Below are 25827 nucleotides of genomic sequence, written 5' to 3'. Positions count from 1 at the left end.
GGCGCGTTCCGGTCAAGGCGGCGATCAGGATTCCTGCGTGACACGCAGTACCTCCTCGATGGTGGTCAGCCCGTCCAGGGACTTGGCGACGCCATCCTCGAACATCGTGCGCATGCCGTCGGCCTGCGCCTGGGCCTGCAGCTTCAGCTCGTCGGCGTGCTGCATGATCAGCCGGCGCAGCGGTTCGGTCATGGTGAGGAACTCCATGATCGTCGTCCGGCCGAAATAGCCGGTCGGTGTCAGCGCCGAGGGCATCGGACGGTAGAGCTGCGGCGTGCGGCCCTCGCAGTAGCGCTCCAGCTGGTACTGCTGGATGACTTCCGGCGACGGTGTGTATGCCTGTGCGTGCTCGGCGTCAAGGCGGCGCACCAGGCGCTGCGCGAGGATGCCGTTGACGGTCGAGGCGAGCAGGTAGTCGTCGACGCCCATGTCGAGCAGTCGGGTGACGCCGCCGGCCGCCGAGTTGGTGTGCAGCGTCGACAGCACCAGGTGGCCGGTCAGCGCCGACTGGATGGCGATCTTCGCCGTTTCCAGGTCGCGCATTTCGCCGATCATGATGACGTCCGGGTCCTGGCGCACGATCGAGCGCAGCGCCTGCGCGAAGTCGAGGCCGATCTGCGCCTTGGCCTGGATCTGGTTGATGCCTTCGATCTGGTATTCGACCGGATCCTCGACGGTGATGATCTTCACGTCGGGCGTGTTCAGCTGCGACAGCGCCGTGTACAGCGTCGTGGTCTTGCCGGAGCCGGTCGGGCCGGTCACCAGCATGATGCCGTGCGGCAGCTCCAGCACCTTGAGGAACCTGGGCAGGAAGTGGTCGGTGAAACCGAGCTTCTTGAAATCGAAGACCACGCTTTCGCGGTCGAGGATACGCATGACCACGCTTTCACCATGCGCGGTCGGCACCGTGGACACGCGCAGGTCCAGCTCCTTGCCCTGCACGCGCAGCATGATGCGGCCGTCCTGCGGCAGGCGGCGCTCGGCGATGTTGAGCTTGGCCATGATCTTGACGCGGGAGATCACCGCGGCCGTGCTCGATGCCGGGGGCGACTCGACCTCGTGCAGCACGCCGTCGATGCGGTAGCGCACCTTCAGGCGGTTCTCGAACGGCTCGATGTGGATGTCGCTGGCACGGCCTTCGACCGCGCGCTGGATGATGATGTTGACCAGGCGGATGACGGGCGCTTCGGACGCGAGGTCGCGCAGGTGCTCGACATCATCCTCGCCACGCGAGCCGTCTTCGCTGAGGCTTTCGACGATGGTGCCCAGCGCGGAGCGGCCCTGGCCGTAGTAGCGTTCGATCAGGTCGTCGATCTCTGAACGCAGCGCCACCGCCACCTGCACCGTGCGCCCGGTGGCCAGGCCCACCGCCTGCACCGGATAGTCTTCCTGCGGATCGGCGACCAGCAGCTCGACCGTGTTCTCGCCCTCGGCGATGGGCACGACATGGTGCTGCTTGAGGAACCGCAGCGGCAGCTGGATGTTCTCCGGCGGCGATTCCGGCGCATCCTTCGAGGACTTCAGCGGCAGGTCGAGCACCGTGGCGATGGCCTCGGCGACGTCGCGTTCCGACGCCAGGCCCAGCCGCGTCAGCAGCGCCACCAGGCTGCCGCCCGATTCCTCGTGCAGGCGCCGCGCGCGGGCCAGGTCGGTTTCCTTCAGGCGGCCGCGTTCGACCAGCACGGCGCAGATGTGCGCCTCGTGCTCGCCGGTGCCGGGCGGCGCCGGATGGAACTCGGATTCAGGCAGGACTGCCGACATATCAGGGTTTCTCGACATCGGCGGCGGGCACGGGTCCGCCATCGGGATGGACATTGACCGGCCGCGCCGCCAAGGGTTCCGCGCTGGCGACCATCGATTCGATGAACCGGCGGTTCATCAGCATCCACAGTACCACCGGCACCACTGCCGGCAGGATGAGGTAGCCGAACTGGTAGAGCCCGGCGACAAGGTCGGGATTCAGACCGTTGGCGCGCAGGCTGTCGGCGCCGAGGAACTGCAGGGCATTGGCCAGCGCGCCGGTAACGACGCCGAATGCCTGTACCAGCGCAATGGCGAGCCAGCCGATCGCCATCTGCAGCCAGCGCCGCCGGGCCGGCAGCGGCGTCGCCAGCACCAGGCCCCAGATCAGCGCCAGGCCGTAGCCGAAGATCATCGAATTGACCATCGCCAGCGGCTCCTCGCCGCTCCTGCGCTTTTCCGCCAGCATGGGCGCCGGCATCGCGCCCTCGGCGAAGCGCACCACCACGATGTGGTCATCGCGCGCGGTCGCGCCCTCCATCGGCGTGCCGGGCTGGACGGGCAAATGCGCGCCGGCGGCGACGACGCCGCGGGGCATGCCCAGGTAGGTGGAGTGGAAGATGTCGCCGAAGCCGCGCTCCAGGACGGTGCGCGCCATCGAGGTCGCCGGCAGGGCGAAGACGCTGGACCAGTACACCCAGACGAAGAACATCGCCGGCAGCCAGAGCGCGGCCGCCAGGACGAGTCGCCGCAAGGGACGGGTACCGGTGTTCGTCATCAGCCCACCGCCTTGCGGGCATTGCGGAACAGGCGCAGCCACGGCGACGCCTCGCCCCAGCTGGCCGGCGCCCAGCTCATCTGGGCGCTGCGGAACACGCGCTCCGGGTGCGGCATCAGTATCGTCACGCGGCCGTCCTCGTTGCACAGGCCGGTGATGCCGGCTGGCGATCCGTTCGGATTGGCCGGATAGGCCGAAGCCACCGCGCCATGGCCATCGACGTAGCGCAGGCAGACCTGCGCCTGCGCTGCATTGGCCCCCGTGGCCTTGAAATCGGCCCGGCCTTCGCCGTGGGCGACGACCACCGGCAGGCGGCTGCCGGCCATGCCGTGGAACAGCCATGAAGCCGACTCCGCGACTTCGACCTGCGCCAGGCGTGCCTCGTACTGTTCGGAGCGGTTGCGCAGGAACGCCGGCCAGTGGCGGCTGCCGGGAATGATCGAGCGCAACTGCGACAGCATCTGGCAGCCGTTGCAGACACCCAGCGCGAAACGGTCGCGACTGGCGAAGAACGCCGCGAACATGTCGTGCAGCGCCGGGTTCTCGAGGATCGCCGTCGCCCAGCCGCGACCGGCACCGAGCACGTCGCCGTAGGAGAAACCGCCACAGGCGGCCAGTCCGGCGAAAGCGGACAGATCGCGCCGTCCTTCGGCAAGGTCGCTCATGTGCACGTCGATCGGCCTGAAGCCGGCACGCTCGAACGCCGCCGCCATTTCCACCTGGCCGTTGACGCCCTGCTCGCGCAGGATCGCGACCATCGGCCGGACGCCACGGGCGATGTACGGCGCCGCGATGTCCTCGTCGGGATCGAAGGTCAGCAGCGGCTGGATGCCGGGCTCGGTGAGGTCACACCGCGCCAGTTGTTCCTCGTCGGCGCAGCGGGGCTCGTCGCGCAGTCGCTGCATGGCGTGCGTCGTGCGCGTCCAGGCCTGCATCAGCGAGGTCCAGCTCCACTGCTCGACGCGGTCGCCAGCGGACAGGCGCAGCACCGGCTCGGCGATCGGCGTCGCCACCGGCCGCGCCAGATCGAACAGCGAATGCTCGCCGAGCAGTCGCTCGAATGCGGAACGATCCTGGCGCCGTACCTGCACGACAACGCCCAGCTCTTCGGCGAAGGCGGCCGCCAGGCTGTTCGCGCCGGCATGCGAAAGGTCGATGTCGAGTCCGCAATGGCTGGCGAAGGCCATTTCCGCCAGCGCCACCAGCAGGCCACCGTCGGAGACATCGTGGTAGGCACGCACCAGGCCACGGCTGCGCGCCTGCGCGAGCAGGGCGAACAGGCGGCGCATGCGCTCGGGTTCATCCAGATCCGGCGGCTCGCCACCACGGCGGTCCCAGGCCTGCAGCAGGCAGGAGCCGCCCAGGCGGGCGCGACCGGCCGACAGGTCGATGTGCCACAGGTCGCTGGGCGCATCGACCGACAGCAGCGGCGTCCACACCTCGCGGACGTCGCCGATGCGGGCGAATGCGGACACGACCAGTGACACCGGCGACACCGTCGCGGCATCGCCGTGCCGCACCTGCATCGACATCGAATCCTTGCCGACGGGAATGGACAGGCCCAGCGCCGGGCACAGTTCCATGCCGACCGCGCGCACGGCGTCGTACAGCGCGGCGTCCTCGCCCGGATGCGACACCGCCGCCATCCAGTTGGCCGACAGCTTGACGTCCTGCAGGCGGACCACCGGTGCCGCCATCAGGTTGGTCAGTGCTTCGCCGACCGCCATGCGCGCGCTCGCTGCGGCGTCGATCAGCGCCAGCGGCGTGCGCTCGCCCATCGCCATGGCTTCGCCGGCATGGCCGTCGAAATCGGCCAGCGTGGCGGCACAGTCGGCCACCGGGACCTGCCAGGGACCGACCATCTGGTCACGGGCGCACAGCCCGCCGACAGTACGGTCGCCGATGGTGACGAGGAAACCCTTGTGGCCGACGGTCGGCAGCGACAGCACGCGCGGCAGCGCCTCGGCAAGGTCGATGCCGGCCAGATCGGCCGATCCCCTGGCCGCCGCCCCGTGCCGGCTGTCGCGATGCATCTTCGGCGGCTTGCCGAACAGCACCTGCATCGGCAGGTCGATCACCACACCGGCGACGTCATCCCGCAGCAGCAGGTGTTCCTCGGCGGTGGCCTCGCCGAGCACCGCAAAGGGCGCGCGCTCGCGACGGCACAGTGCCTGGAAGCGTTCGAGGTCGGCGGGTGCCACGGCCAGTACGTAGCGTTCCTGCGACTCATTGCACCAGCGCTCCATGGGGCTGAGCGCGGGATCGGCGCAGGGCACGGCCGCCAGGTCCAGGCGGCCACCGACGCCGGCGTCGTGCAGCAGCTCCGGCACGGCGTTGCTGAGACCGCCGGCACCGACGTCGTGGATGGCGACGATGGGATTGTCATCACCCAGTGCCATGCAGGCGTCGATGACTTCCTGGCAGCGGCGCTGCATTTCCGGGTTGTCGCGCTGCACCGACGCGAAATCGAGTTCGGCGCTTTCGCCGGCCGCCTTCGACGAGGCGGCGCCACCGCCCAGGCCGATCAGCATGGCCGGGCCACCCAGCACGATCACGGCGTCGCCGGGTCGCACGCGCCGCTTGGCGACATGGCCGGGACGCACGGCACCGAGCCCGCCGGCGATCATGATCGGCTTGTCGTAGCCGCGCACCAGCGTGCCGCTGTCCGCCTGCTCGAAACTGCGGAAATAGCCGGCCAGGCAGGGCCGGCCGAATTCGTTGTTGTAGGCGGCGGCGCCGATCGGGCCGTCGCGCATGATCTCGAAGGCGCTGGCGTAACCCGGCGGCGTCGGACGCGCCTGCTCCCAGGGTTCCGGCTGCCCGGGAATGCGCAGGTGTGACACCGAGAAACCGACCAGCCCGGCCTTCGGCTTGCCGCCACGACCGACCGCGCCCTCATCGCGGATCTCGCCGCCGGCGCCGGTGGCGGCACCCGGATGTGGGGCGATCGCGGTGGGATGGTTGTGCGTCTCGACCTTGATCGCGTAGGGCGCCGCCTCGCGCTGGCGCACGAACTCGCCGGAGTCCGGATCAACGCGCAGGCGCGCGGCGACATGGCCTTCGATGACGGCGGCGTTGTCGCTGTACGCCGACAGCGTGCCATCCGGCGTCACCGCGTGCGTGTTGCGGATCATGCCGAACAGCGACTGCGACTGCGGTTCGCCGTCCAGCGTCCATGTCGCGTTGAAAACCTTGTGGCGGCAGTGTTCGGAGTTGGCCTGCGCGAACATCATCAGTTCGGCATCCGACGGATCGCGCCCCAGTTCGGCGTAGCGGTCGCGCAGGTAGTCGATCTCGTCCGCGCTCAAGGCCAGGCCCAGTGTCCGGTTCGCGGTCGCCAGGTCGGCCAGCGCGATCGAGACCAGTGGCCGCGGCACCTCGCTGGCGAACAGCTCCGCCGCGGTGGGCGCCTGCACCAGCAGCGTCTGCGTCATCGGGTCGTGCAGGATCGGCGGCGCCGCCGCGGGCAGCGTTCCGACGACGCCGCGCAGGCGCAGGCACAGGCCGCGCTCGATGCGCCGCACCGGCAGGCCGCAGCCACGCAGGATGTCCGTCGCCTTCGATGACCAGGGCGAAATGGTGCCCAGCCGCGGCACCACATGGACATCGCCGGCCTGGTCGTCATCGGCCTGCACCGGGCGGCCTTCGACGATCCGCCCGATGCGCGCCAGCGGCCCGGCATCCTCCTGGGTTTCAAGATCGACGTAGTAGCGCCAGTACGTCCCGGCGACACGCACGAGGAGGCCGGCCTGTTCGAGCGCCAGGTTCAGGCGCTCGAGGCGGAACGGGGAAAGCGCTTCGGCGCCGTGCAGGACGATCATTCAGGCAGGGTCGGGCCGGGAAGGCGCAATAGGATAGCCGAGGCCGGCTCCCGCCGGCCTCAAACCTGCGTTCCCCGGGGATACCCGGATCCCGGGTGGTCAGAGCCAATGGCGCGGGGACAGCACCAGAAGCGCCAGCCGACGCGGAAAATCGGGTCCGGCGCCGCGGCCGTTCGTCAACACCAGGCGCAGCCCGTCCCGCGACATGCCTGCCACATCCAGCACTTCCCATTGCGACGGCGCGGCACCGGCAGGATCGAGGATGTCCCCGATCGACACGAGTCCCGTCAACGGTGTCCAGACATAGCCGTCCAGCGTACGTCTGTCTGAGGCGGGGCCGCCTCCGTCGCCGGAGAAGGTCGCAAAACTGCCATAGCTGCCGGCGACAACGCTGCCGTCAGTGGCGACGGCCGCAATGCGGAACGCAGGCGGATGTTCGACCGGGCCCAGCCGGCCCAGATACCGCGTTTCCCCCGACGCCGAATCCCACACCCAGGGTTCCCTGCGCAGCTCGCCCCCCGCAGGCGACTCCGGATCCCCCCGCCCCGCCGCTGAACCGAACACGAGCCCGCAGTCCCGCGCACAGGCTCGTGGCGCCAACAGCCACCAGTCGTCGTCGGTCAGCATTCGCGGCGTATCGTCATCGCGCCAGAAAAATGTCCGGTAAGCATCAATTGGAGCGGTTGGAGGCAGGCCGCCGACTGTTCCCACGACAAGAGACCCGACTTCATTGGTCCACAACGGCACCAGCAGCGGTGGCGTGGACGGGTCGCCGGCGTCGGACCCACGCAGCCAGTCCAGACCGGTGTCGGCAGCCCATTGCCAGGGCTGTCGAAGCGCGCCCGCCGTGGACACCATCCCCACGCGGTGCGCACCCGAAGCGCTGATTCCCGTCATGTACGCCCCGTCAGGCAGGGACATGTCCAGCGGCCGCCACGCGTTGTCCACGAAGTGCACCGGCAGCAGGCTGTCAGCATCGCCCGGCAGCCTGCCGCTGCCATAGACGGTGTCATCCTCGGCCAGCATCAACCGGTTGAAATGCAGGCTTTCCATTTGCAGCTCGCCCGCCGTCCGCCAGTGCGGCTCGCCCGCTTCGAGCCTGAGCGGCAGCCCGAAACCGATACTGGAGGAATCCGTCCACAGGGTGCCATGGCCATCGACCAGCGCATCGAAAGCGTAAACCCGCTCGCCTGACGCCCCGTCAATGGTCGTTGGCAGCGCCTGGACATCAATGTCGTAGAGATCGGCCAGGGTGGGCCGCTGCCAGGGGCAGCCGACTTCGTGCAGCGAGGTCAGGCGCTGCAGGTCCAGGATACCTTCGCCGAACGCCGGCAGCACCGATTCGTAACGCACCGCACCGCTGCCGCACTGAAGCTGGAAGGTCAGTTCACCCCAGGCGAAGCGCTCGACATGGGCCGGATCGAAGGCCGTGCCGAATCGCGCGCCTCGTGTCGCATGCACATCGCTGAAAAGAATCCGCCCGTCGCCATCGCGATGGCCGGTGCCGAGCATCCAGTACTGCCGGCCCTGGTCGTCGTAGCTGTACCAGGTGACGATCGCCTGCTCCGGCGTCGACCAGTGCAGCGCGTAGCCTTCGCCGTTGTGCGCCGGATCGAACCAGGAGCCGCTTTCGCCGGCGAAGGCCGCGGCCTCGCGACCGGCAACGCCGTGCGGCGTCTCGCAGCGCGTGCCCATGACCCGCGCCAGGCGCTGGACGGCGAAGGTCTGGCTCTGGTTGAAGGCGTTGTAGCTGAACTCGCCGCTGTCGCAGCCATCGAAGCGCAGGCTGGCCGAACCGACCGCCTCGCGGACCACATCCTCCGGATCGAACGCGGCACCGAAGCGGGCGCCATGCGTCACGACCAGCTGCGGAAACTCGATGCGCTGGCCGCCTTCACCGTCGTCCACCACCTGCCCTGCCGCCGTCAGCCAACGCTGCCCGCCGGTCTCGTCATAGGTGAACCAGTACATCCAGGCATTGCCCGCATCGCGCAGTTCCAGCACCCAGCCTTCACCGCTGCGATCCGCCGCGAACCAGTGCCCGGCATGGCCCGAGCGGATCGACATGCCGGCATCGGCCCGCGCCAGCGCGGCGCAGAGCAGCAGGCCCGACACCAAGGCATTGCGCAGGCGTCGTGGCATCGGAACGTGACTGGCAGACATGTTTCCTCCTTGCCGTTGCGGCATGCACACCATGCATTTGCAATGAGTGTACATCAGTGCAGTGGCGGATGTTCCGCGCCGATCCATCTCGCATCGGCGCGAAGAGCAGAATTGCCAGGATTGCCCAATCGCTGAATCCGGAGGCATGGCCGCGACCGAAGCTTCCCGGCGCATGCACTTGCCGGGCACGACCGCAGGAAAACTCAAAGCGATGGCGACGGTCTGATCGACAGCCGGTCGATCCAGGAAACCGGAGGCATGTTCGGCACCAAAAGACACTCCCGCGCGCCCATCGCAGCGGCCAACGTGGATCGGGTGGCCGATACCTTTGCCCCGTTCACCAGTTCCGTGGCGTCAACCGCAGCAGCGCCAGACGGCCGGCCCCGCCGTTCACCGAATCCGGATGATCGCCGATGACCACGCGCCGACCGTCGGCGCTGACTCCGAGTACGGCGAGGTCCTGCCACGCCGCCACCTCCGGTTCCAACCCGTTGATGGGCGCTCGCAGCTCGACCAGCCCGGTGAACGGAGTCCACACGAAGGTTTCCCACGATTCCGCGCCCGATCCTGCCGCGGGTTTCTGCAGCGAGCCGGCGAGCAGGTTGCCGTCAGCACTGGCTCCGCCGATCCGGAAGCGCGTGCCCGCCGGCGCGCCATCGATGAAGGCGGCGTGGTCGTGATCAGCAAGCCAGTACCACGGCCGCCGGCCCGCACTGGTGCCGGCCCCGAACACGACGCGTCCGTCGCGGCCTGCGGCAGCCGCTCCCTCCAGCGCGTGGCCCGCGCCGCCGGCGACGAGGTGAGGCGCCGAAGGCCCGCGCCATACGCGGGTTTCCCGTGGTTCGAGGACACCGATGTCGGCATGGCTGCCGATCACCAGGCCACCATCCGTGCTGGCGAAGCGCGGCAACAGCTCGCCTGTTCCCGCGCTGTCATCGGGAGCCGGCAGCTTCAGCAAGCCGCGCGCCCCTTTGTATTGCCAGGCTGCCACGCCGGTCGCGCCCGCGGTTGCGCCGAGCAACCGCCCATCGGGACCTACGCCGGTAAGGACTGAATTCGGCGGAATACCGGCGGCGGCTGGCGTCCACGCGCCTGCGCGCCTGCGCGCCTGCGCATTGGCAACGGTAGATGGGTGCCGTCCAGCGAGCCCGTTGCGAAGATGTCGGCATCCGCGACCCAGACCCGATGGCTCAGTAGCTGCCGGAGCTCTCCGACCAGCATCCATGATCCGGCGCCCGGGGCCAAATGTATGACGCGTTGCGCGCCGTCGACGGGCGTTGAGGCCCACAGCCCACCCTCGGCATCGACCGTCACCCGTTGCACCTGGAACGAGTTCGCCGGAAGAGCCTCGATGGCGGCGGGCAGGACCTGCAGGGACAGGTCGTGGAGATCGGTGAGGGCGCGAACGGTGGGATGCCACATGCAGGCGGTTTCGAACAGGCCCGTGAGGCGGGCGAGACTGAAACCGCCGCTGCCGAAGTCGGGCAGGACCGATTCGTACGCCGCACTGCCGCCGAGGCAATCGGCGTTGAATTCGACGTGACCCCAGGCGAAGCGCTCGACATCGTCGTCCTCGAAGGCGGCGCCGAATCGAGCGCCGCGGGTGGCATGCAGGTCATCGAAGCGGATGATTCCTTCACTATCGCGCTGCCCGGTGCCCAGCATCCAGTACGGGTTGCCCTCGCTGTCGTAGCTGTACCAGGTGAGAATGGCCAGGTCGGCCGAAGTCCAGTGCACGGCGAAACCTTCGCCGTTGTGTGCCGGATCGTAGAACGAGCCGGACGTACCGCTGAAAACACCCTCGTCGCGCCCGGTGTAGCCATGCGGCGCCTCGCAGCGCGTGCCGAGGACGCGGGCGAGCCGCAAAACCGGGAAGGTCTGCTGCTGCCCGAATGCGTCATAGCTGAAACGGCCATGCTCGCAGTCAACGAAGACCAGCCGTGCCGAACCGACGTCCTCGCGGATTACGTCTGCAGGATCGAAGCCGGCACCGAAACGGGCACCACGCGTCGCCACCAGCTGCGGGAATTCGATGGCCTGTCCGTCCGGTCCGTCGACCACCTGGCCGGTCGCAGTCATCCAGCGCTGGCCACCTTGCTCGTCATAGGTGAACCAGTACAGCCAAGCGGTCCGGGCATCGAGCATTTCCAGCACCCAGCCCTCGCCGCTGCGCTCGGGGACGAACCAGTGGCCGGCATGGCCGGAGCGGACGGTCACCCCGGCCTGGGCAACGGATGCAAGCCCTGCGAGCACGAGGACTGCCGCTAGCGACAGCGGGGTCGGGCGGCGTTGAAATGGCGTGACCATACAGTCTCCTGTCCTTCGCGGCCGCGGCCACGGGCCGGCGGAACCCAGGCGGATTCCTGGCTTCGACGCACTTCCATGGATACGTCAGGCGCGCCCGGATGCTGTCAGGGACATGCCAGGTAAATGCTGTCCACGCCAACAGAAAAGAAGAAGGCCCGCCGAAGCGGGCCTTCTTCATGCATCGGGCGGTTGCCCGACGCGCCAGGGTTACTGTGTGGCGGCCTGCTTCAGGCCGTCCAGGCGCTGCAGCAACGCGTCGGCCGGCATGTAGCCCGGCAGCAGCGTGCCGTCTTCGGTGATCAGCGCCGGCGTGCCGGTCAGGCCGATCTGCTGGCCGAGCTGGAAGTCGACGGACACCGGATTGTCGCACTCGCGCTTTTCCAGCGTCTCGCCGGCCTTGGCGCGCGTCATCGCGGCGTTGCGGTCCGGTGCGCACCAGACGTTGACGGCCTTCTGGAAGGATTCACTGCCCAGCCCGGCGCGGGGATAGAACAGGTATTCGACGGCGATGCCGCGGGCGTTGTACTCGGCCATTTCCTGGTGCAGGCGACGGCAGTAACCGCAGTCGATGTCGGTGAACACCGTGATGCGGTGCTTCACTTCCTTCGGTTCGAAGACGATGCGGCGGTCGCGCGGCACCTCGGCCAGGGCCGCGACGCGGGCACCGTTGCGCTTCTGTTCGGTCAGGTCGACCTTGTTGGCGATGTCGTAGACGTTGCCCTGGACCAGGTAGCGGCCGTCGGTGGTGACGTAGATCAGCTGGCCGCCGAGACTGACTTCATAGAAGCCCGGCAGCGCCGACTCGGCGATGCTGTCGATGCTGGCGTTGGGCACCAGGGTCTGGATGGCTTCACGCACGACCTTGTCATCGGCCTGGGCGGAGAAAGAGGCGGCCGCGAACAGGCTGGCCAGGACAAGGGGCTTCATCATGTGCAGGATTCCGGAGGGTCGTGAAAATCGTCGGACAGCGGCGGGCCGGAATGGTTCCGCAGCGGCGAACAAGGGGATTCTAGTCCGGCTCGGCCCCGGCGGTCCCGTCCGGCGCCGGCCGACGGGTGTCGCGCCTTCGTCAGCCACGCGGATGGTGGCGGGCATGCAGGCGCTTCAGGCCTTCCCGCGCCACCAGGGTGTAGATCTGCGTGGTCGACAGGCTGGCGTGGCCCAGCAGCAGCTGCAGTGCACGCAGGTCGGCGCCGCGATTGAGCAGGTGGGTGGCGAAAGCGTGCCTCAGTCCGTGCGGCGACAGGTCGCCCCGGATGCCGGCCACGGCGGCGTTGCGTTTCACCACCGCCCAGAAAGCCTGGCGGGTCAGCGCCTTGCCCCCGGCGGCCAGGAACAGCTGCTGGCTGGCCGCCCGCCCGGCCAGGCTCGGGCGCGCCTCCGCGAGATAGCGCTGCAACCAGTGCGCCGCCTCGTCTCCGACCGGCACCAGTCGCTCCTTGTCGCCCTTGCCGGTGACCCGCAGCACGCCCTGGCGAAGGTTGATCTGCGCCAGTTCCAGTCCGACCAGCTCCGAGACGCGCAATCCGGTCGCGTACATCAGCTCCAGCATCGAGCGGTCGCGCAGGCCTTCGGGCTGGTCGAGGTCCGGCGCCGCCAGCAGCGCCTCGACCTCGCCCTCGCCGGGCGCCTTGGGCAGCCCGCGGCGCAGGCGCGGCCCGTCCACCAGCGCCGTGGGATCGACGCTGATCGCGCCGGTCCGCAACTGCCACTGGCAGAACCGGCGCAGGCCGGACAGCAGGCGGGCGTTGCTGCGCGCCTGGTAGCCGGCCTCGAGGCGGGCGGCGAGGAAATCGTAGAGATCGGCGCGTTCGAAGCCCGAGAGCGAACGGCCACGGCCACTGAGCCAGCGCGCGAAACCACCCAGGTCCTGGCGGTAGGCGGCCAGCGTATTGGCGCTGGCGCCGGTTTCGGCCCAGTACTGGTCAAGGAAGCGCTCGACCAGCGCCGCCTGGTCATCCGGCAGCGGGGGCAGCGGCAACGCCGGTTTGTCGTGGAGCTGGACCATGCGCGATGTCCGGAGGATGTGTCGTTCGCGCGGCGCGGCCGCGCGTGCAGGCGGGATACTTCTGCAGTATGGTCCCCGCCCCGCATTGCCCTTGCCAAGTCCCGTGGACGAACGTCTCCCTGCTGCCCCGCTCTGGCGCCGCCTGTGCGCCTTCGGATACGACCTGCTGGCGCTGATCGGCATCTGGGTGTTCATCACCATTATCGCGGTGGCGCTGAACCACGGTCCGGTGGGCGCGGCGATCGTCGACGGCGAAGTCCGCGTGCAGAACTGGTGGGCGCAGGCTGCGCTCTACGCCGGCCTGTGGGTGGCGACGGGTTTCTACTACGCCCTGTCCTGGCGCTACGGCGGGCAGACGCTCGGCATGCGGCCCTGGCGGCTGCAACTGGAACGCGCCGGCGCCGGCACGATCGGTTTCGGCCTGGCCTGGCTGCGCTACCTCTACGCCACCCTCGGCCTGCTGTTGGCCGGCACCGGCATGCTGTATTGCCTGGTCGACCGTGACCGGCGCGCGCTGCACGACACGCTGGTCGACACGCGCATGGCGGTGTTGCCGAAACGGTCTTCGTGACCGTCGCGGCGAGGGCGCGATCGCGTATGCTCGGGGCATGAACACTCCCGTCACCGTCGATTACGCCGCCCTGCTGGAAACCGCCATCGAGGAAGCCCGCACCGGGCTGTCCGAAGGCGGTGTTCCCATTGGTGCCGCCCTGTTCCGCCGCGATGGCCGCCTGCTCGGCCGCGGCCGCAACCGCCGCGTCCAGGAAGGCGATCCTTCCATCCATGGCGAAACCGATGCCTTCCGCAAGGCCGGGCGCCAGCGCAGCTACCGCGACACCATCATGGTCACCACGCTGGCGCCCTGCTGGTACTGCAGTGGCCTGGTGCGGCAGTTCGGCATCGGCACTGTGGTCGTCGGCGAATCGCAGACCTTCCAGGGTGGCATGGACTGGCTGCAGTCGCTGGGCGTAAAGGTGGTCGACCTGCACAGCCAGGCCTGCATCGACCTGCTCGGCGATTTCATCGCCCGGCATCCGGAGATCTGGAACGAGGACATCGGCGAGGACTGACCGGCCGCTGCCGTCATGCCCGCCGGGCATGGGCAGGGCGGCCGCTCAGCGCTTTTCGGGCTTCAGGCCCCGCGCCTGGTAGCTGCGCCAGCGCGCACGCGCCGCCGCCTTGCCGGCCTCGTCGGCCGGAATCAGCTCGATGATCCGCGAGCACGGAACCTCGACGGCGTCCTGGCGAAGGTTGAGCACCACGGTGCACGGAGCGACCGGATGGCCGGGTGCGGCGACGACGACACGCGCCGCCGCGACGTCGGGATCATCGGCCAGAGCATGGGGAACGAAGACGTCGGCGCCGACGTCCCACAGACGACCATCCAGCGCCTGTGCCTGCGCCGGATCGGCCGCCAGCACCAGCGCGTCGCCCCCTTCGGCGGCGACGGCGGCGACAAGGTCCACCGCCGTGGTCACGGCATCGGCGCCCTCATGGAACTCGACGCGCGTCTGCGCCATGGCTGCAACCCGGACCGGCTCAGGCCTGCGCCTGGCGGCTCAGGTATTCCACCAGAAGCGGCACCGGGCGTCCGGTCGCCAGGCCCTTGCGGCCTTCGTCCCAGGCGGTACCGGCGATGTCCAGGTGCGCCCAGCGCTGGCCTTCGGTGAAGCGCCACAGGAAGCAGGCGGCGGTGATCGCCCCACCCCACTTGCCGCCGAGGTTGGCCATGTCGGCGACCACGGAATCCAGCTGGTCCTGGTAGTCGCTCCACAGCGGCATGCGCCAGGCGCGGTCCAGTGCATGGTCCCCGGCGTCGAGCAGATCGCGCGCCAGTTCGTCGTCTGCGGTGAACAGGCCGTGCGGATACTTGCCGAGGGCGACCACGCAGGCGCCGGTCAGGGTCGCGCAGTCGATCAGCACCTTGGGCTTGAAGGTCTGTTGCGCGTAAGTGAGCGCGTCGCAGAGGATCAGCCGGCCCTCGGCATCGGTGTTGAGCACCTCGATGGTCTTGCCGGACATCGAAGTGAGGACATCGCTGGGTCGATAACTGGCGCCGTCGGGCATGTTCTCCACCGCCGCCGCGACCACTGTCAGGTTGACCGGCAGGCGCGCGCGGGCGACGGCGTTGAAAGCGCCGAGCACGGTGGCGGCGCCACACATGTCGTACTTCATTTCCTCCATGCCGGCGCCGGGCTTCAGCGAGATGCCGCCGGTATCGAAGGTGATGCCCTTGCCGACCAGTACGTAGGGCGCGTCGCCGTCGTTGCCGCCGCGCCAGTTGAGCACGATCAGGCGCGGCCGGTTGGCGCTGCCGCGGGCGACCGCCAGCAGCGAACCCATGCCCAGCGCATCCATCTGCGTCTCGTCGAGGATGTCGCAGGTGACGCCGTCCAGTTCGTTCGCCAGGGCCTGCGCCTGCGCCGCCATGTGTGCCGGCGTGCAGAGGTTCGGCGGCAGGTTGGCCAGTTCCTTGGCGAAATCGATACCGGCGCTGATCGAGCGCGCGTGGGCGATGGCGGCATCGTCCCCTTCGCGGCCGGGCAGGTCGATGCGCTTCAGCGCGAAGTTGCGCGGCTTCTTGGTGGCGCTGTACTGGTACATGCCGGCGGCACCGAGCTGCACGGCCTGGGCCACGGCCCAGGCCCGGTCACGACTCTTCACGTCCAGATCGACCAGGGCCAGAAAGGCATCGGCGGCCGGTGTTTCGCGCACGGCCGCGACCGCGGCGCGCAGCGCCTTCTGGAAGGCGAAGCCGTCGAACTTTCCGCGGTCACCGAGGCCGACGACGAGCACGCGAGGTGAAGCGATGCCGTCCAGGCGATGCAGCAGGCTCACCTTGCCGGCCTTGCCGCTGATATCCTCGGCGTCGACCAGCGCCTTGATGCGTCCGCCAGCGGCCTGATCCAGTTCCTGGGCGGCGGGGCAAAGGCTGCGGTCTTCGTACAGGCCCACGATCACGGCGCCGACGGCGGCAGTGGAAGGACGGGCCTGGCTCAATGCAAATTCAATGGACATGGCGTACCTGACTTGGCGTCGACACCGGGTCGGCGCTACGGTGAACGGAAGACGGTGGAAGCTGGCGGCGCGGGCTGCCAGTCGAGCCGGACAGATCGGCTTCGCCACAGTCTAACAGCCACGCCGCCGCCCACCGGGCCGGATTCCGCCCGCTGCACAGGTCGTTTTCATGTTGCGTCGCCTTGATCGTTACGTACTCGTCGAGCTGTTCCAGGCCTTGCTGGCGGTCACGCTGGTGATGCTGGTCGTCGTGCTCGGCGGCGTGATGGCCGACACCCTGAGCAAGATCGCGCGCGGCAAGGTGGCTGCGACACTGCTGCTGTCGCAGATCGGCCTGCGTTCGCTTGAGGCGCTGGTGCTGATCCTGCCGCTGGCGCTGTTCCTCGGCGTGCTGCTGGGACTGGGCCGCCTGTATCGCGACGGCGAAATGGCCGTGCTGGCGGCTGCGGGTTACGGACCACGGCAGCTGCTGCGGCCGATCGCGCTGGTCGCCATTCCGGTCGCACTGGTCCTGGGCGCGCTGGCGTTCTGGCTGGCGCCCAGCGCCGCCAAGACCGGCAACCGGATGATCCAGGAGGCCAGCCGCTCGATGCTGGTTGCCGGACTGGAGCCGGGGCGGTTCGTCGAAATCCCCGGCCGCGAGGCGGTGATCTACATGGGCTCGATGAATTCCGAGGGCAACCAGTTCGGGCAGCTGTTCGTGTATGCCGAGAACGAGGAAGGCGTCGACATCATCACCGCCGAATCCGGCCACTATTTCCGCGATGCCATCGACGAGCGCTACCTGCAGCTGGACAACGGCTTCCGCGTCGAGGGCACGCTGGACAACGCCGCCTTCCGCACGATGCGTTTCGAGCGCAACACGCTGCGCATTCCCGATGCACCGGAAACGCCGCTGAAGAACCCGACCTCCGAGCAGGACACGCTGACGCTGCTCGGTGATCCCACGCCGGCCGCGCGCGCCGAGCTGCACTGGCGACTCAGCGCGCTGATCGCACCGCTGCTGCTGGCCTGGCTGGCGCTGCCGCTGTCGCGGGCGGCGCCACGTCGCGCCCGCTACGGGAAGATCCTGTTCGCGCTGCTGGTCTACCTGCTGCTGACCAATCTGCTGAGCCTCGGCCGCGCCTGGCTGCAACAGGGACTGCTGCCGACCGGCCTGGGCCTGTGGTGGATCTATGCCCTGGCCATCCCGCTGATCGCCTGGCTGTACCGGCGCGATGCGCGCATTCCCGGCGGAGGCGTAGGCTGATGTCGGTGTTCGCGGTCAAGCGCGTCGACTGGCTGATCGCCGGCAGCATCGCCGGCAGCATCGGCGCGGTGCTGGCGGTCCTTGTCGGCTTCGACGTGCTGCAGGCGCTGTACGAGGAATTCCAGGACATCGGTGATGGCGACTACACCGCGCTGAGTGCGATCGTCCATGTCGCCTACACGGTGCCGCGACGCATCCATACGCTGTTCGGCATTGCCGCCGTGGTCGGCACGCTGCTCGGCCTGGGCATGCTCGCCGGCCAGGGCGAACTGACGGCGCTGCGCGCCGCCGGCCTCTCCAAGCGGCGCATCGCTCTGTCGGCGACCGGCACCGTCGCGGCGCTGGCGCTGGTCGTGTTCGTGATGGGCGAAACGGTGGCACCGGAAGGCGAACGCTGGGCCCAGACCATGGCGGTGCAGGCGAAGAACCGCGACTACGCGGTGTCCGGCATCGGCCTGTGGGCCCGCGACGGCGAGACCGTCGTCAATGCCAAGAGCGTACTGGTCATCGAAGGCAAGCTGCAGATGCGCGACGTGCGCCTGTTCCGCTTCGAACCCGACGGCCGCCTCGCCGGTATCACGCGCGCCGAGCGCGCCATGTACGACCAGGGCGCATGGCGGTTGGAGAAGGTCCGCAGCTTCGGCCTGGAATCCACGCGCATCGCCGCCGGCCTGGCCGACGAGGAAAGCTGGAGTTCGACGCTGGACCCGGAAGTGGTGAGCCAGGGCGCCATCCGCCCGCATTACCAGGGCATGTGGGCGCTGTGGGAACAGTACCGCTACCTGTCGGCGAACCAGCTCAACACCCAGGCCGTGCGCTCGGCGTTCTGGGCGCGCGGCTTCACCCCGGTGACCACGCTGGCGCTGGTATTCGCGATCACGCCCTTCGCCTTCGGCGCGCTGCGTTCCGGCGGCTTCGGCAAGCGCCTGTTCCTCGGCATCGTGATCGCCGTGAGCTTCTTCTTCCTGCAGCGATCGCTGATCAATGTCGCCGACGTCTATGGCTACAGCCTGCCACTGATCAACGCGCTGCCGGCGGTGCTGCTGCTGGCGATAGGCAGCTGGTACTACCACCGCCACGCCTGAACAGTTTCCGGCGCCGCGTTTCCGGGACGCAGCATTGTTGCGATAAGGTGGAAACGACCCCGTGCGACGAGGTGAACCGCATTTCCACTGTCACGCCAGCCATCATGCGCCGGGCCGCCCCGTCGGCGGCGCCGGCGCCTGTGGCCGACCTGCATGGCCGCGCCTTGTTCCTGGACGTCGACGGCACGCTGCTGGACATCGCGGCGCGGCCGGACGCGATACGGGTTCCGGCCGGACTCGTCACCGTGCTGGCCCGGTTGTCGGACCGCCTGGATGGCGCGCTGGCGCTGGTCAGCGGCCGCGCCATCGATGAACTGGACAGCCTTTTCGCGCCGCTGCAACTGCCCACTGCCGGCCTGCACGGCCTGGAGATCCGCCTGCCCGATGGCACGCGGTCGTCGCCAGCCGGCGAAGCCTTGGCCGGTCCGGTGCGCGCGGAAGCCCTCGCCTTCGCGGCGGGCAGACCGGGCGTGATCGTCGAGGACAAGCGGCACACGCTGGCGGTGCATTTCCGGCTGGCGCCGGATGCGGAAGGTGCCGTCGATGCGCTGGCGCGAGGCTGGCTGGCCACGCTCGGCGCGGGCTGGGAGATCCAGCGCGGCAAGGCGGTGGTCGAGATCCGGCCCGTCGGCCGTGACAAGGGCACGGCACTGGCAACACTGATGAGGCAGGCGCCCTTCGACGGCCGCGTTCCGCTGATGGTCGGCGACGACCTGACCGATGAACACGCCTTCGACATGGCGGCGACGCTGGGTGGACACGGCGTGCTGGTTGGCCATCGGCAACCCAGCGCGGCACGCTTCCGCCTGCCCGATCCAGCCGCTGTCCGTGCCTGGCTGGCCGACATGGCGCAACCGCTTCAGGAGAGTCGCCGATGAGTTCGCTGGAACTGGGCATCGTCGGCAATGGCACGCTGACCGCGCTGGTCGATGGCCGTGCCCGCATCGTCTGGTCCTGCCTGCCGCGCATGGATGGAGACCCGGCCTTCTGCGAACTGATGCAACCGGCTCACGATGGCCATGGCGTCCATGCCGTCGTCCTGGAAAACCTGGTCGCCAGCCGGCAGTACTACATCGACAACACCGCCGTCCTCGTGAGCGAGCTGGAAGACCGCGACGGCGGCATTGTCGAAGTGCTCGACTTCGCTCCTCGCCACTGGCAGTACGGACGTCTCTACCACCCGCTGGCGCTGCTGCGGCGGCTGCGCGTGCGCGCCGGCACGCCGCGCATCCGCGTGCAGCTGCGGCCACTGACCGGCTGGGGCGCGCGCGTCCCGGAGCGGACCTGGGGCAGCAACCATGTGCGCTTCCTGCTCGACAGCGTGTGCATGCGATTGAGCACCGACATCCCGGTGTCGTACATCGTCGATGAATCTCCGTTCGTCCTCGACCGCGAATGCTGGATGGTGCTGGGACCGGACGAAACCCTGCGCGAAAGCGTCGCCGAACATGGCCGCCACGAACTGGAACGCACGATCGCCTACTGGCAGGACTGGGTGCGCTACCTGGCCTTGCCGGTGGACTGGCAGGACGCGGTGATCCGCGCCGCCATCACGCTGAAGCTGTGCCAGGACGAGGACAGCGGCGGCATCATCGCCGCGCCGACGACCTCGATCCCTGAAGCCGCCGGCAGCGGGCGCAACTGGGACTACCGCTACTGCTGGCTGCGCGACGCCGCATTCGTGGTGCGCGCGCTCAACCGGCTGGGCGCGACACACAGCATGGAGCACTACCTTCGCTACGTATTCAACATCGCTGTCGATGCCGACACGCTGCAGCCGATGTATGCGCTCAACGGCGACAGCCGCCTGACGGAAACCAGCGTGCCGCACCTGGCCGGCTATCGCGGCATGGGTCCGGTTCGCGTCGGCAACGCAGCCTATTCGCAGCGCCAGCATGACGTGTATGGCAGCGTGATCCTGGCATCGACGCAGCGCTTCTTCGACCACCGCCTGATCCAGCGCGGTGGCGAACCGGAATACCGGCGACTGGTGCCGCTGGGCCATGCCGCGGCGGCGCTGTTCGACCAGCCGGACGCCGGCATCTGGGAATACCGCGAGCGCGCGCAGACCCATACCTATTCGGCAACGATGTGCTGGGTCGCCTGCGACCGCCTCGGTCGCATCGCCCGCCATCTCGGGCTCGAGGACGAGGCCGAGGCCTGGGCAGGCGTCGCCAACGGCATGCGGCAGACCATCCTGGCGCGCGCCTGGAACGCGGAGCGGGGCCATTTCACCGATGACTTTGACGGCCAGCGCCTCGACGCCAGCCTGCTGCTGATGGCCGACGTCGGCCTGGTGAGCGCCGACGATCCACGCTACATCGCGACCGTCGAAGCGATCGGCAGCGCGCTGCGCCGTGGCAACAGCCTGTTCCGTTACGTCGAGGCCGACGACTTCGGCCTGCCGGAAACCTCGTTCATCCTCTGCACGTTCTGGTACATCGAAGCGCTGGCCACCATTGGCCGCCGCGACGAGGCGCGCGAACTGTTCGAATCGATGCTGGCGCGTCGCAACCGCCTCGGCCTGCTCTCGGAGGACATGGACGTGGCGTCGGGCGAACTGTGGGGCAACTTCCCGCAGGCGTATTCGATGGTTGGCCTCATCCACGCCGCCATCCGCCTGAGCCGGCGCTGGGAAGATGTGCTGTGAGCCGGCTCGTCGTCGTCTCCAACCGCGTCGGCGATCCGCGGCAGGCCAACACCGGCGGCCTGGCGACGGCGATGCTGGCGGCGCTGCGCGAACGCGGCGGCGTCTGGCTCGGCTGGAACGGCCGCTTCGATGACGCCCGCGCCGGCACGACGCAGCACTACAGCGACGACGGCATCGAGTTCGTGACCTTCGCACTGGCCCGCAGACAGGGACAGGCCTACTACAACGGCTTCGCCAACCGCGTGCTGTGGCCGCTGCTGCATGCCCGCGGCGACCTGGTGGACTACCAGCGCGAGGAATACAGCCACTACCAGGACGTCAACCATCTGTTTGCCGATGTGCTGCAAAAACGCCTGCAACCCGGCGACACGCTGTGGATCCACGACTACCACCTGCTGCCGCTGGCGCAACGCCTGCGCGAGCGCGGACTACAACAGGCCATCGGCTTCTTCCTGCACACGCCGCTGCCCGGTGTCGACCAGTTGCGCGCCCTGCCGCGGCACACCGAACTGATCGGCGCCCTTGCCGCCTGCGACCTGATCGGCGTGCAGACCGATGCCGACTTGCACGCGCTGCACGACTACGTCACCCGTGAACTCGGCGCCCGCCTGCTCGATCGCGAGTCCGGCCTGTACGAATCACGCGGGCAGCGCTTCCAGTGCGACGCGTTCCCGATCGGCATCGACGTCGACAGCGTGCAGGCCGCCGCCGCGCGCGCGCCACGGCTGCCGGCGGTGCAGCGGCTGCGCAGCAGCATGGGCGAGCGGCAGATGGCCATCGGTGTCGACCGCCTCGATTACAGCAAGGGCATCCCGCAGCGCTTCCGCGCCTTCGGCGAATTCCTGCAGCGGCACCCGCAACGGCAGCGCCAGGTGTCGCTGCTGCAGATCGCCCCGCCATCGCGCGGCGACGTGCGCGAATACCGGCTCATCCGCGACGAACTCAACCAGCTGGCCGGCGCCATCAACGGTGCCTGGGCCGATCCGGACTGGGTGCCGATCCGCTACGTCAACAAGAGCTTCGCGCAGAGCACGCTCACCGGCTTCTACCGCATGGCGCGCGTCGGCCTGGTCACGCCATTCCGCGACGGCATGAACCTGGTGGCCAAGGAGTTCATCGCCGCCCAGGATCCCGCCGACCCCGGCGTGCTGGTGCTGTCGCAGATGGCCGGCGCGGCACGGCAGCTGGATTCGGCGCTGCTGGTCAACCCGCACGACCTCACCGGGGTGGCGCACGCCGTCGAAACGGCACTGGCGATGCCGCAGGCGGAGCGCCAGCAGCGCTGGACGGCGGCGATGGACACGCTTCGCCGACATTCGCTCGAGCAATGGCGACAGGGATTCCTCGACCGCCTGCGCGATGCCGGTGCCGCACGCCGCGCCACCGCCCGCCCGGCAGCAGCGAAGGAACGTCATGGGCGCCGGCGCATCCCGGCCGCGCCCGGGTGACCGGCAGGGATCGGCGAAGGTGGCCGGCGCGGCTGCAACTCAGTCGCGGAAGCGGCGCAGCTGGTCGCGGTAACTGCGGCTCAGCTTGACCTCGTGGCCACCATCCAGCGTCAGGAAGTATTCGCCATTGATGTGCGGGCGCAGCTCGCGCACGCGGGCGATGTTGACGATGGTGGAACGGTGGATGCGCGCGAAACGGTCGGCATCAAGCTTGGCTTCCAGCTCGCGCAGGGTGCCGCGCAGGATGTGCGTGTCACCCTTGGCGTGGATGCACATGTAGTCGCCGGCGGCATCGATCCAGTCGATGTCGGTCTCCTCGACGAGGACGGTCTTGCCGCCGTCGCGGATCGCCAGGCGCACCGGCCGGCGCGAATCCGGCAGCGCGGCGCCGGCGGCGAGCGCGTCTTCCAGGCTCAGTTCCGGACGACCGGTCACGCTGCCGAGCAGCTCCAGGAGCTGGTCGCGCTGCTCGCTGGCGGCCCTCGCCTGCGCCTGTTCGCGGACGCGGAACAGCGCCTGGCTCAGGCGCGCCTCCTCGACCGGCTTGAGCAGGTAATCGACGGCACTGGCCTCGAAGGCACCGATGGCGTAATGGTCGAAGGCGGTCACGAAGACAACCATCGGCAGGTTCGACAGTGGCAGGCGACGAAGCACGCCGAATCCGTCCAGGCCGGGCATCTGCACGTCCAGGAACACCAGGTCGGGCTTCTCGGCGGCAATCACGCGCACGGCTTCCTCGCCGTTGGTGCACTCGCCGATGATGTCGATGTCGGTTTCGCCCGCCAGGCGCAGGCGCAGTCCACGACGGGCCAGCGGCTCGTCGTCGACGATCAGGGTTCTAAGGGTCTGGTCGCTCATGACAGCCATCATGCCACCAAGCCGGTCTCGTAGGGCAGCACGATGGTCGCTTCGCAGCCACCTTGTTCACGATTCCGGATGGTGAAGCTGCTGCGTTCGCCATAGAGCACGCGCAGGCGCTCGCTGATGTTGGCGAGGCCGACGCCGTTGCCCGGCGGCAGGCCGCCGTCGGCGGGCAGGTTGACGACGCCCGGTCCGTCGTCGGCGACGGTGATCTCCAGGCGGTCGCCTTCAACGCGGGCGCTGACGTCGATGCAGCCACCCTCGATGCGATGGGCGACGGCATGCTTGATCGTGTTCTCGATCAGCGGCTGCAGGATCAGGCTGGGCACCAGCGCGCGGTAGGCCGGCTCGTCGATGGACGAACGCAGGCTGAGGCGTTCGGCGAAGCGGATCTTCTCGATGCCCAGGTACAGGTTCAGCGCGTCCAGTTCCTGCTTCAGCGTCACCCGCTGCATGGGATCGCTGTCCAGCGAATGGCGCAGGAAGGCGCTCAGGCTGGTGACCATCTGGTTGGCGGTATCGGTGTCCCGCTCCATCACCAGCGTCGAGATCGCGTTCAGCGTGTTGAACAGGAAGTGCGGGTTGAGCTGGTAGCGCAGCATCTTCAGCTGCGCCTGGTGCGCGGTGGCGTTGGCGCGCAGCGTCTGCTCTGTCTGCTGGCGCATCTGCCGGTAGTACTTGATGCCCAGGTACAGGCCGGTCCAGCTCAGGCAGACATACAGCAGCGAGCCGATGTAACCGACGTAGCCCCACGGCGCCTTCATCACGCATTCGTTGGCCGGGTGCAGCCAGAGGCAGTACGGCGTGGCCACCTCCACATAGGCGACGGCCCAGATCGTCGAGACCACCAGCACGCCGACCGCGACCGCGGTCGCCAGCCAGCCGGGTGGCGCTCCCCAGAAGCGCTTCCAGGCCGCCCGCAGGCCCAGGGTCAGCACGAAGCCCATCGCCGCCGAGGCCAGGCTGACGACGAAATAGCTCCAGTGCTTGCCGTAGCTCAACGCCGACAGATAATGCAGGGCACCGTAGCCCAGCCATCCAAGCGTATGCAGCAGCCAGAACTGACGCCGCAACCCCGCCGGGGTGGTCGGATGGATTTTCGGGGAGACTGCCATTCGTGCATGATACCGTCCACTTCGCCGTGGCCCGTTCGCCCCGGCGTGATCGCCCGTCCACCTGACGCTGCCACCGGTCTGCCGGCCCTTGCCGGGTCTACATTCGCCGCCTGCCCGACCTGAACCCGTCCGGAGACCGCCCGACACATGCTGTCGATCCGAATCGCCACCCGCCGCCTGGTGGCCGAGCTGCGCGAGCTGCTGTCCATGCCGCCGCTGTGGTGGTCGGCCCTGTATTTCTTCTGCCTGCTGACCGGCTACTACGTACTGCGTCCGGTGCGCGACGCCATGGGCGCGACCAGCGAGGTCGCCGCCGTGTTTCCCGCCGGCGTGGTCGAGTGGTTCGCCGAACGCGGCATCGCCCTGGGCGAATTCACCCTGCAGGTGCTGTTCACGCTGACCTTCCTGGTCATGCTGGTGATCCAGCCGGCCTACGGCGCGCTGGTCAGCCGCTACGCGCGGCGCGTGTTCCTGCCGGTGATCTACCTGTTCTTCATCGCCTGCCTGGTCGGCTTCTACTTCATATTCGACAGCGGCATGTCCGGCCGCGGCGTGCTGTTCTTCGTCTGGGTCGCCGTCTTCAACCTGTTCGCCGTAACCGTGTTCTGGAGCTTCATGTCGGATGTGTTCGACAACGTCCAGGCCAAACGCATCTACGGCTACATCGGCGCCGCCGGCACCATCGGCGCGGTGACCGGCCCGAGCATCACGCGCCTGCTCGCGGAGCGCATCGGCACGGCCAACCTGCTGCTGATCTCGGCCGCCCTGCTCGGCCTGTGCCTGTTCTGCATCATCCGCCTGCGCTGGTGGGCCAGGCAGCGCGAACGCGAGCGTGGCGAGCGTGGCGGCCAGGACTTCGCCATGGGCGGCGGCGTCCTCGCCGGCATCCGCCTGGCGTTCCGCGAACCGGTGATGCGCGCCTTCGCCATCCTGATGTTCTTCGGCGTCGGCGTCGGCACGCTGCTGTACAACGAGCAGGCGGCGATCGCACAGCGTTTCTATCCCGACAGCGACGCCCGGACGGCGTTCTATGCCGGCATCGACCTGGCCATCAACATCGTCAGCCTCAGCATCCAGCTGCTGCTGACGCGCAGCCTGCTCAACCACCTGGGCGTGGCGCGCGTGCTGCTGCTTCCGCCGCTGGCCATCCTTGCCGGCTTCGCCCTGCTGACGGCATCGCCGGTGCCGGCCATGGTCGCCCTGGTGCAGATCGTCACCCGCGCCGGCGAGTTCTCGATCGGCAAGCCGGCGCGCGAAACCATCTACACGCGGGTGTCACCGGAGCTGCGCTACAAGAGCAAGGCGATGATCGACACCGTGGTCTATCGCGGTGGCGACCTCAGCTTCGTCTGGCTGCACAAGCTGCTGGCGATGGGCGGTTCCACCGTCGTATTCGGCGCCGGCATCGTCACCGCGCTGGGCATGGGCTACGGCGCCTGGCGGCTCGGTCGTACGCAGGCAGCGCTGCCGGAGGGTCGGAATCCCGAAACCGGCACGGCGACGGCAGCAGCGACCTGAAGCGCCGCAGCGGGGGTGCCGGCATCGCGGCAACAACGGTGGAGGCGGGTTCCCGACCGCCATAGT

20 protein-coding genes are annotated in these 25827 nt (G+C 68.7%); 8 read left to right on the top strand and 12 right to left on the bottom strand.

The window, feature by feature from the left end; translation table 11 throughout:
- Positions 1-24: 24 nt before the first annotated feature.
- From gspE to xerD, 8 genes are all read right to left on the bottom strand, one after another.
- On the bottom strand, positions 25-1761 hold the full coding sequence (gspE, locus tag EDC25_RS03595) for a type II secretion system ATPase GspE (protein ID WP_123522641.1): 1737 nt from the start codon (positions 1759-1761) through the stop codon (positions 25-27).
- A gap of 1 nt (position 1762) precedes the next feature.
- On the bottom strand, positions 1763-2518 hold the full coding sequence (locus tag EDC25_RS03590; protein ID WP_123522642.1) for an exosortase H-associated membrane protein: 756 nt from the start codon (positions 2516-2518) through the stop codon (positions 1763-1765).
- Positions 2518-6339 (bottom strand): phosphoribosylformylglycinamidine synthase, encoded by a 3822-nt coding sequence (purL, locus tag EDC25_RS03585; protein WP_123522643.1) that lies wholly within the window; start codon positions 6337-6339, stop codon positions 2518-2520. Before purL ends, EDC25_RS03590 begins: the two co-directional genes overlap by 1 nt.
- Before the next feature lie 99 nt (positions 6340-6438).
- Entirely contained in the window at positions 6439-8502 is a 2064-nt protein-coding gene (locus tag EDC25_RS03580; protein ID WP_123522644.1) for a hypothetical protein, read from the bottom strand.
- Positions 8503-8839: 337 nt separating this feature from the next.
- Positions 8840-9523 carry a hypothetical protein gene (locus EDC25_RS03575; RefSeq protein ID WP_123522645.1) on the bottom strand — a complete coding sequence of 228 codons (684 nt, stop codon included), beginning with the start codon at positions 9521-9523 and terminating at the stop codon, positions 8840-8842.
- A gap of 14 nt (positions 9524-9537) precedes the next feature.
- Complete coding sequence (locus EDC25_RS03570) at positions 9538-10809, bottom strand: hypothetical protein (protein WP_132577237.1); 1272 nt, start codon at positions 10807-10809, stop codon at positions 9538-9540.
- 207 nt (positions 10810-11016) lie between these two features.
- The gene (locus tag EDC25_RS03565; RefSeq protein ID WP_123522647.1) at positions 11017-11739 is read right to left on the bottom strand and encodes a DsbC family protein; all 723 of its coding nucleotides are present in this window, start codon (positions 11737-11739) and stop codon (positions 11017-11019) included.
- Positions 11740-11878: 139 nt separating this feature from the next.
- Positions 11879-12817, bottom strand: a complete 939-nt coding sequence (xerD, locus tag EDC25_RS03560) for a site-specific tyrosine recombinase XerD (RefSeq protein ID WP_123522648.1) — start codon at positions 12815-12817, stop codon at positions 11879-11881.
- 103 nt (positions 12818-12920) lie between these two features.
- Between xerD and EDC25_RS03555 the strand changes: the two genes are divergently transcribed.
- Together EDC25_RS03555 and EDC25_RS03550 are read left to right on the top strand one after the other, a co-directional pair.
- The gene (locus tag EDC25_RS03555; protein WP_164484109.1) at positions 12921-13388 is read left to right on the top strand and encodes an RDD family protein; all 468 of its coding nucleotides are present in this window, start codon (positions 12921-12923) and stop codon (positions 13386-13388) included.
- A gap of 37 nt (positions 13389-13425) precedes the next feature.
- Positions 13426-13887, top strand: a complete 462-nt coding sequence (locus EDC25_RS03550) for a nucleoside deaminase (RefSeq protein ID WP_123522650.1) — start codon at positions 13426-13428, stop codon at positions 13885-13887.
- Between the two features lie 45 nt (positions 13888-13932).
- On the opposite strand, the gene EDC25_RS03545 is transcribed toward EDC25_RS03550, so the two are convergent.
- Together EDC25_RS03545 and EDC25_RS03540 are read right to left on the bottom strand one after the other, a co-directional pair.
- A complete protein-coding gene (locus EDC25_RS03545; RefSeq protein ID WP_123522651.1) occupies positions 13933-14337 on the bottom strand; it encodes a DNA polymerase III subunit chi in 405 nt (134 codons plus the stop codon).
- A 19-nt stretch (positions 14338-14356) separates the two neighbouring features.
- Positions 14357-15835: a leucyl aminopeptidase gene (locus tag EDC25_RS03540; RefSeq protein ID WP_123522652.1), complete on the bottom strand. Its 1479-nt coding sequence runs from the start codon at positions 15833-15835 to the stop codon at positions 14357-14359.
- A gap of 169 nt (positions 15836-16004) precedes the next feature.
- Between EDC25_RS03540 and lptF the strand changes: the two genes are divergently transcribed.
- From lptF to EDC25_RS03515, 5 genes are read left to right on the top strand one after another with little or no spacing between them, the layout of a single operon-like run.
- A complete protein-coding gene (lptF, locus tag EDC25_RS03535) occupies positions 16005-17084 on the top strand; it encodes an LPS export ABC transporter permease LptF (RefSeq protein WP_123522653.1) in 1080 nt (359 codons plus the stop codon).
- The gene (gene lptG / locus EDC25_RS03530) at positions 17084-18169 is read left to right on the top strand and encodes an LPS export ABC transporter permease LptG (protein WP_123522654.1); all 1086 of its coding nucleotides are present in this window, start codon (positions 17084-17086) and stop codon (positions 18167-18169) included. Before lptF ends, lptG begins: the two co-directional genes overlap by 1 nt.
- A gap of 47 nt (positions 18170-18216) precedes the next feature.
- A complete protein-coding gene (gene otsB / locus EDC25_RS03525; RefSeq protein ID WP_377599522.1) occupies positions 18217-19047 on the top strand; it encodes a trehalose-phosphatase in 831 nt (276 codons plus the stop codon).
- Positions 19044-20819, top strand: a complete 1776-nt coding sequence (locus EDC25_RS03520) for a glycoside hydrolase family 15 protein (protein ID WP_123522655.1) — start codon at positions 19044-19046, stop codon at positions 20817-20819. The genes otsB and EDC25_RS03520 overlap by 4 nt, the downstream gene beginning before the upstream one ends.
- A complete protein-coding gene (locus EDC25_RS03515; RefSeq protein ID WP_123522656.1) occupies positions 20816-22267 on the top strand; it encodes an alpha,alpha-trehalose-phosphate synthase (UDP-forming) in 1452 nt (483 codons plus the stop codon). Before EDC25_RS03520 ends, EDC25_RS03515 begins: the two co-directional genes overlap by 4 nt.
- A gap of 39 nt (positions 22268-22306) precedes the next feature.
- Here EDC25_RS03515 and EDC25_RS03510 read toward each other — a convergent pair whose 3' ends face one another.
- The gene (locus tag EDC25_RS03510; RefSeq protein ID WP_132577236.1) at positions 22307-23125 is read right to left on the bottom strand and encodes a LytR/AlgR family response regulator transcription factor; all 819 of its coding nucleotides are present in this window, start codon (positions 23123-23125) and stop codon (positions 22307-22309) included.
- 8 nt (positions 23126-23133) lie between these two features.
- Positions 23134-24243 (bottom strand): sensor histidine kinase, encoded by a 1110-nt coding sequence (locus tag EDC25_RS03505; RefSeq protein ID WP_123522657.1) that lies wholly within the window; start codon positions 24241-24243, stop codon positions 23134-23136.
- 147 nt (positions 24244-24390) lie between these two features.
- Here EDC25_RS03505 and EDC25_RS03500 point away from each other — a divergent pair, with 147 nt between their 5' ends.
- Positions 24391-25761, top strand: coding sequence for an NTP/NDP exchange transporter (locus tag EDC25_RS03500; protein ID WP_123522658.1), 1371 nt, complete (start codon positions 24391-24393; stop codon positions 25759-25761).
- The last annotated feature ends 66 nt before the right edge of the window (positions 25762-25827 follow it).

This window comes from Pseudofulvimonas gallinarii (assembly GCF_004343305.1).
GTDB lineage: Bacteria > Pseudomonadota > Gammaproteobacteria > Xanthomonadales > UBA2363 > Pseudofulvimonas > Pseudofulvimonas gallinarii.
The sequence above is the reverse complement of the archived record's forward strand: the minus strand, read 5'-3'. Positions and strand labels throughout refer to the sequence as shown.

Bases quoted from the DNA above. Each gene is read 5' to 3' on its own strand.
- gspE (WP_123522641.1), bottom strand. From the start codon at position 1,761: ATGTCGGCAGTCCTGCCTGAATCCGAGTTCCATCCGGCGCCGCCCGGC.
- EDC25_RS03590 (WP_123522642.1), bottom strand. From the start codon at position 2,518: ATGACGAACACCGGTACCCGTCCCTTGCGGCGACTCGTCCTGGCGGCC.
- purL (WP_123522643.1), bottom strand. From the start codon at position 6,339: ATGATCGTCCTGCACGGCGCCGAAGCGCTTTCCCCGTTCCGCCTCGAG.
- EDC25_RS03580 (WP_123522644.1), bottom strand. From the start codon at position 8,502: ATGTCTGCCAGTCACGTTCCGATGCCACGACGCCTGCGCAATGCCTTG.
- EDC25_RS03570 (WP_132577237.1), bottom strand. From the start codon at position 10,809: ATGGTCACGCCATTTCAACGCCGCCCGACCCCGCTGTCGCTAGCGGCA.
- EDC25_RS03565 (WP_123522647.1), bottom strand. From the start codon at position 11,739: ATGATGAAGCCCCTTGTCCTGGCCAGCCTGTTCGCGGCCGCCTCTTTC.
- xerD (WP_123522648.1), bottom strand. From the start codon at position 12,817: ATGGTCCAGCTCCACGACAAACCGGCGTTGCCGCTGCCCCCGCTGCCG.
- EDC25_RS03550 (WP_123522650.1), top strand. From the start codon at position 13,426: ATGAACACTCCCGTCACCGTCGATTACGCCGCCCTGCTGGAAACCGCC.
- EDC25_RS03545 (WP_123522651.1), bottom strand. From the start codon at position 14,337: ATGGCGCAGACGCGCGTCGAGTTCCATGAGGGCGCCGATGCCGTGACC.
- EDC25_RS03540 (WP_123522652.1), bottom strand. From the start codon at position 15,835: ATGTCCATTGAATTTGCATTGAGCCAGGCCCGTCCTTCCACTGCCGCC.
- lptF (WP_123522653.1), top strand. From the start codon at position 16,005: ATGTTGCGTCGCCTTGATCGTTACGTACTCGTCGAGCTGTTCCAGGCC.
- lptG (WP_123522654.1), top strand. From the start codon at position 17,084: ATGTCGGTGTTCGCGGTCAAGCGCGTCGACTGGCTGATCGCCGGCAGC.
- EDC25_RS03520 (WP_123522655.1), top strand. From the start codon at position 19,044: ATGAGTTCGCTGGAACTGGGCATCGTCGGCAATGGCACGCTGACCGCG.
- EDC25_RS03510 (WP_132577236.1), bottom strand. From the start codon at position 23,125: ATGAGCGACCAGACCCTTAGAACCCTGATCGTCGACGACGAGCCGCTG.
- EDC25_RS03505 (WP_123522657.1), bottom strand. From the start codon at position 24,243: ATGGCAGTCTCCCCGAAAATCCATCCGACCACCCCGGCGGGGTTGCGG.
- EDC25_RS03500 (WP_123522658.1), top strand. From the start codon at position 24,391: ATGCTGTCGATCCGAATCGCCACCCGCCGCCTGGTGGCCGAGCTGCGC.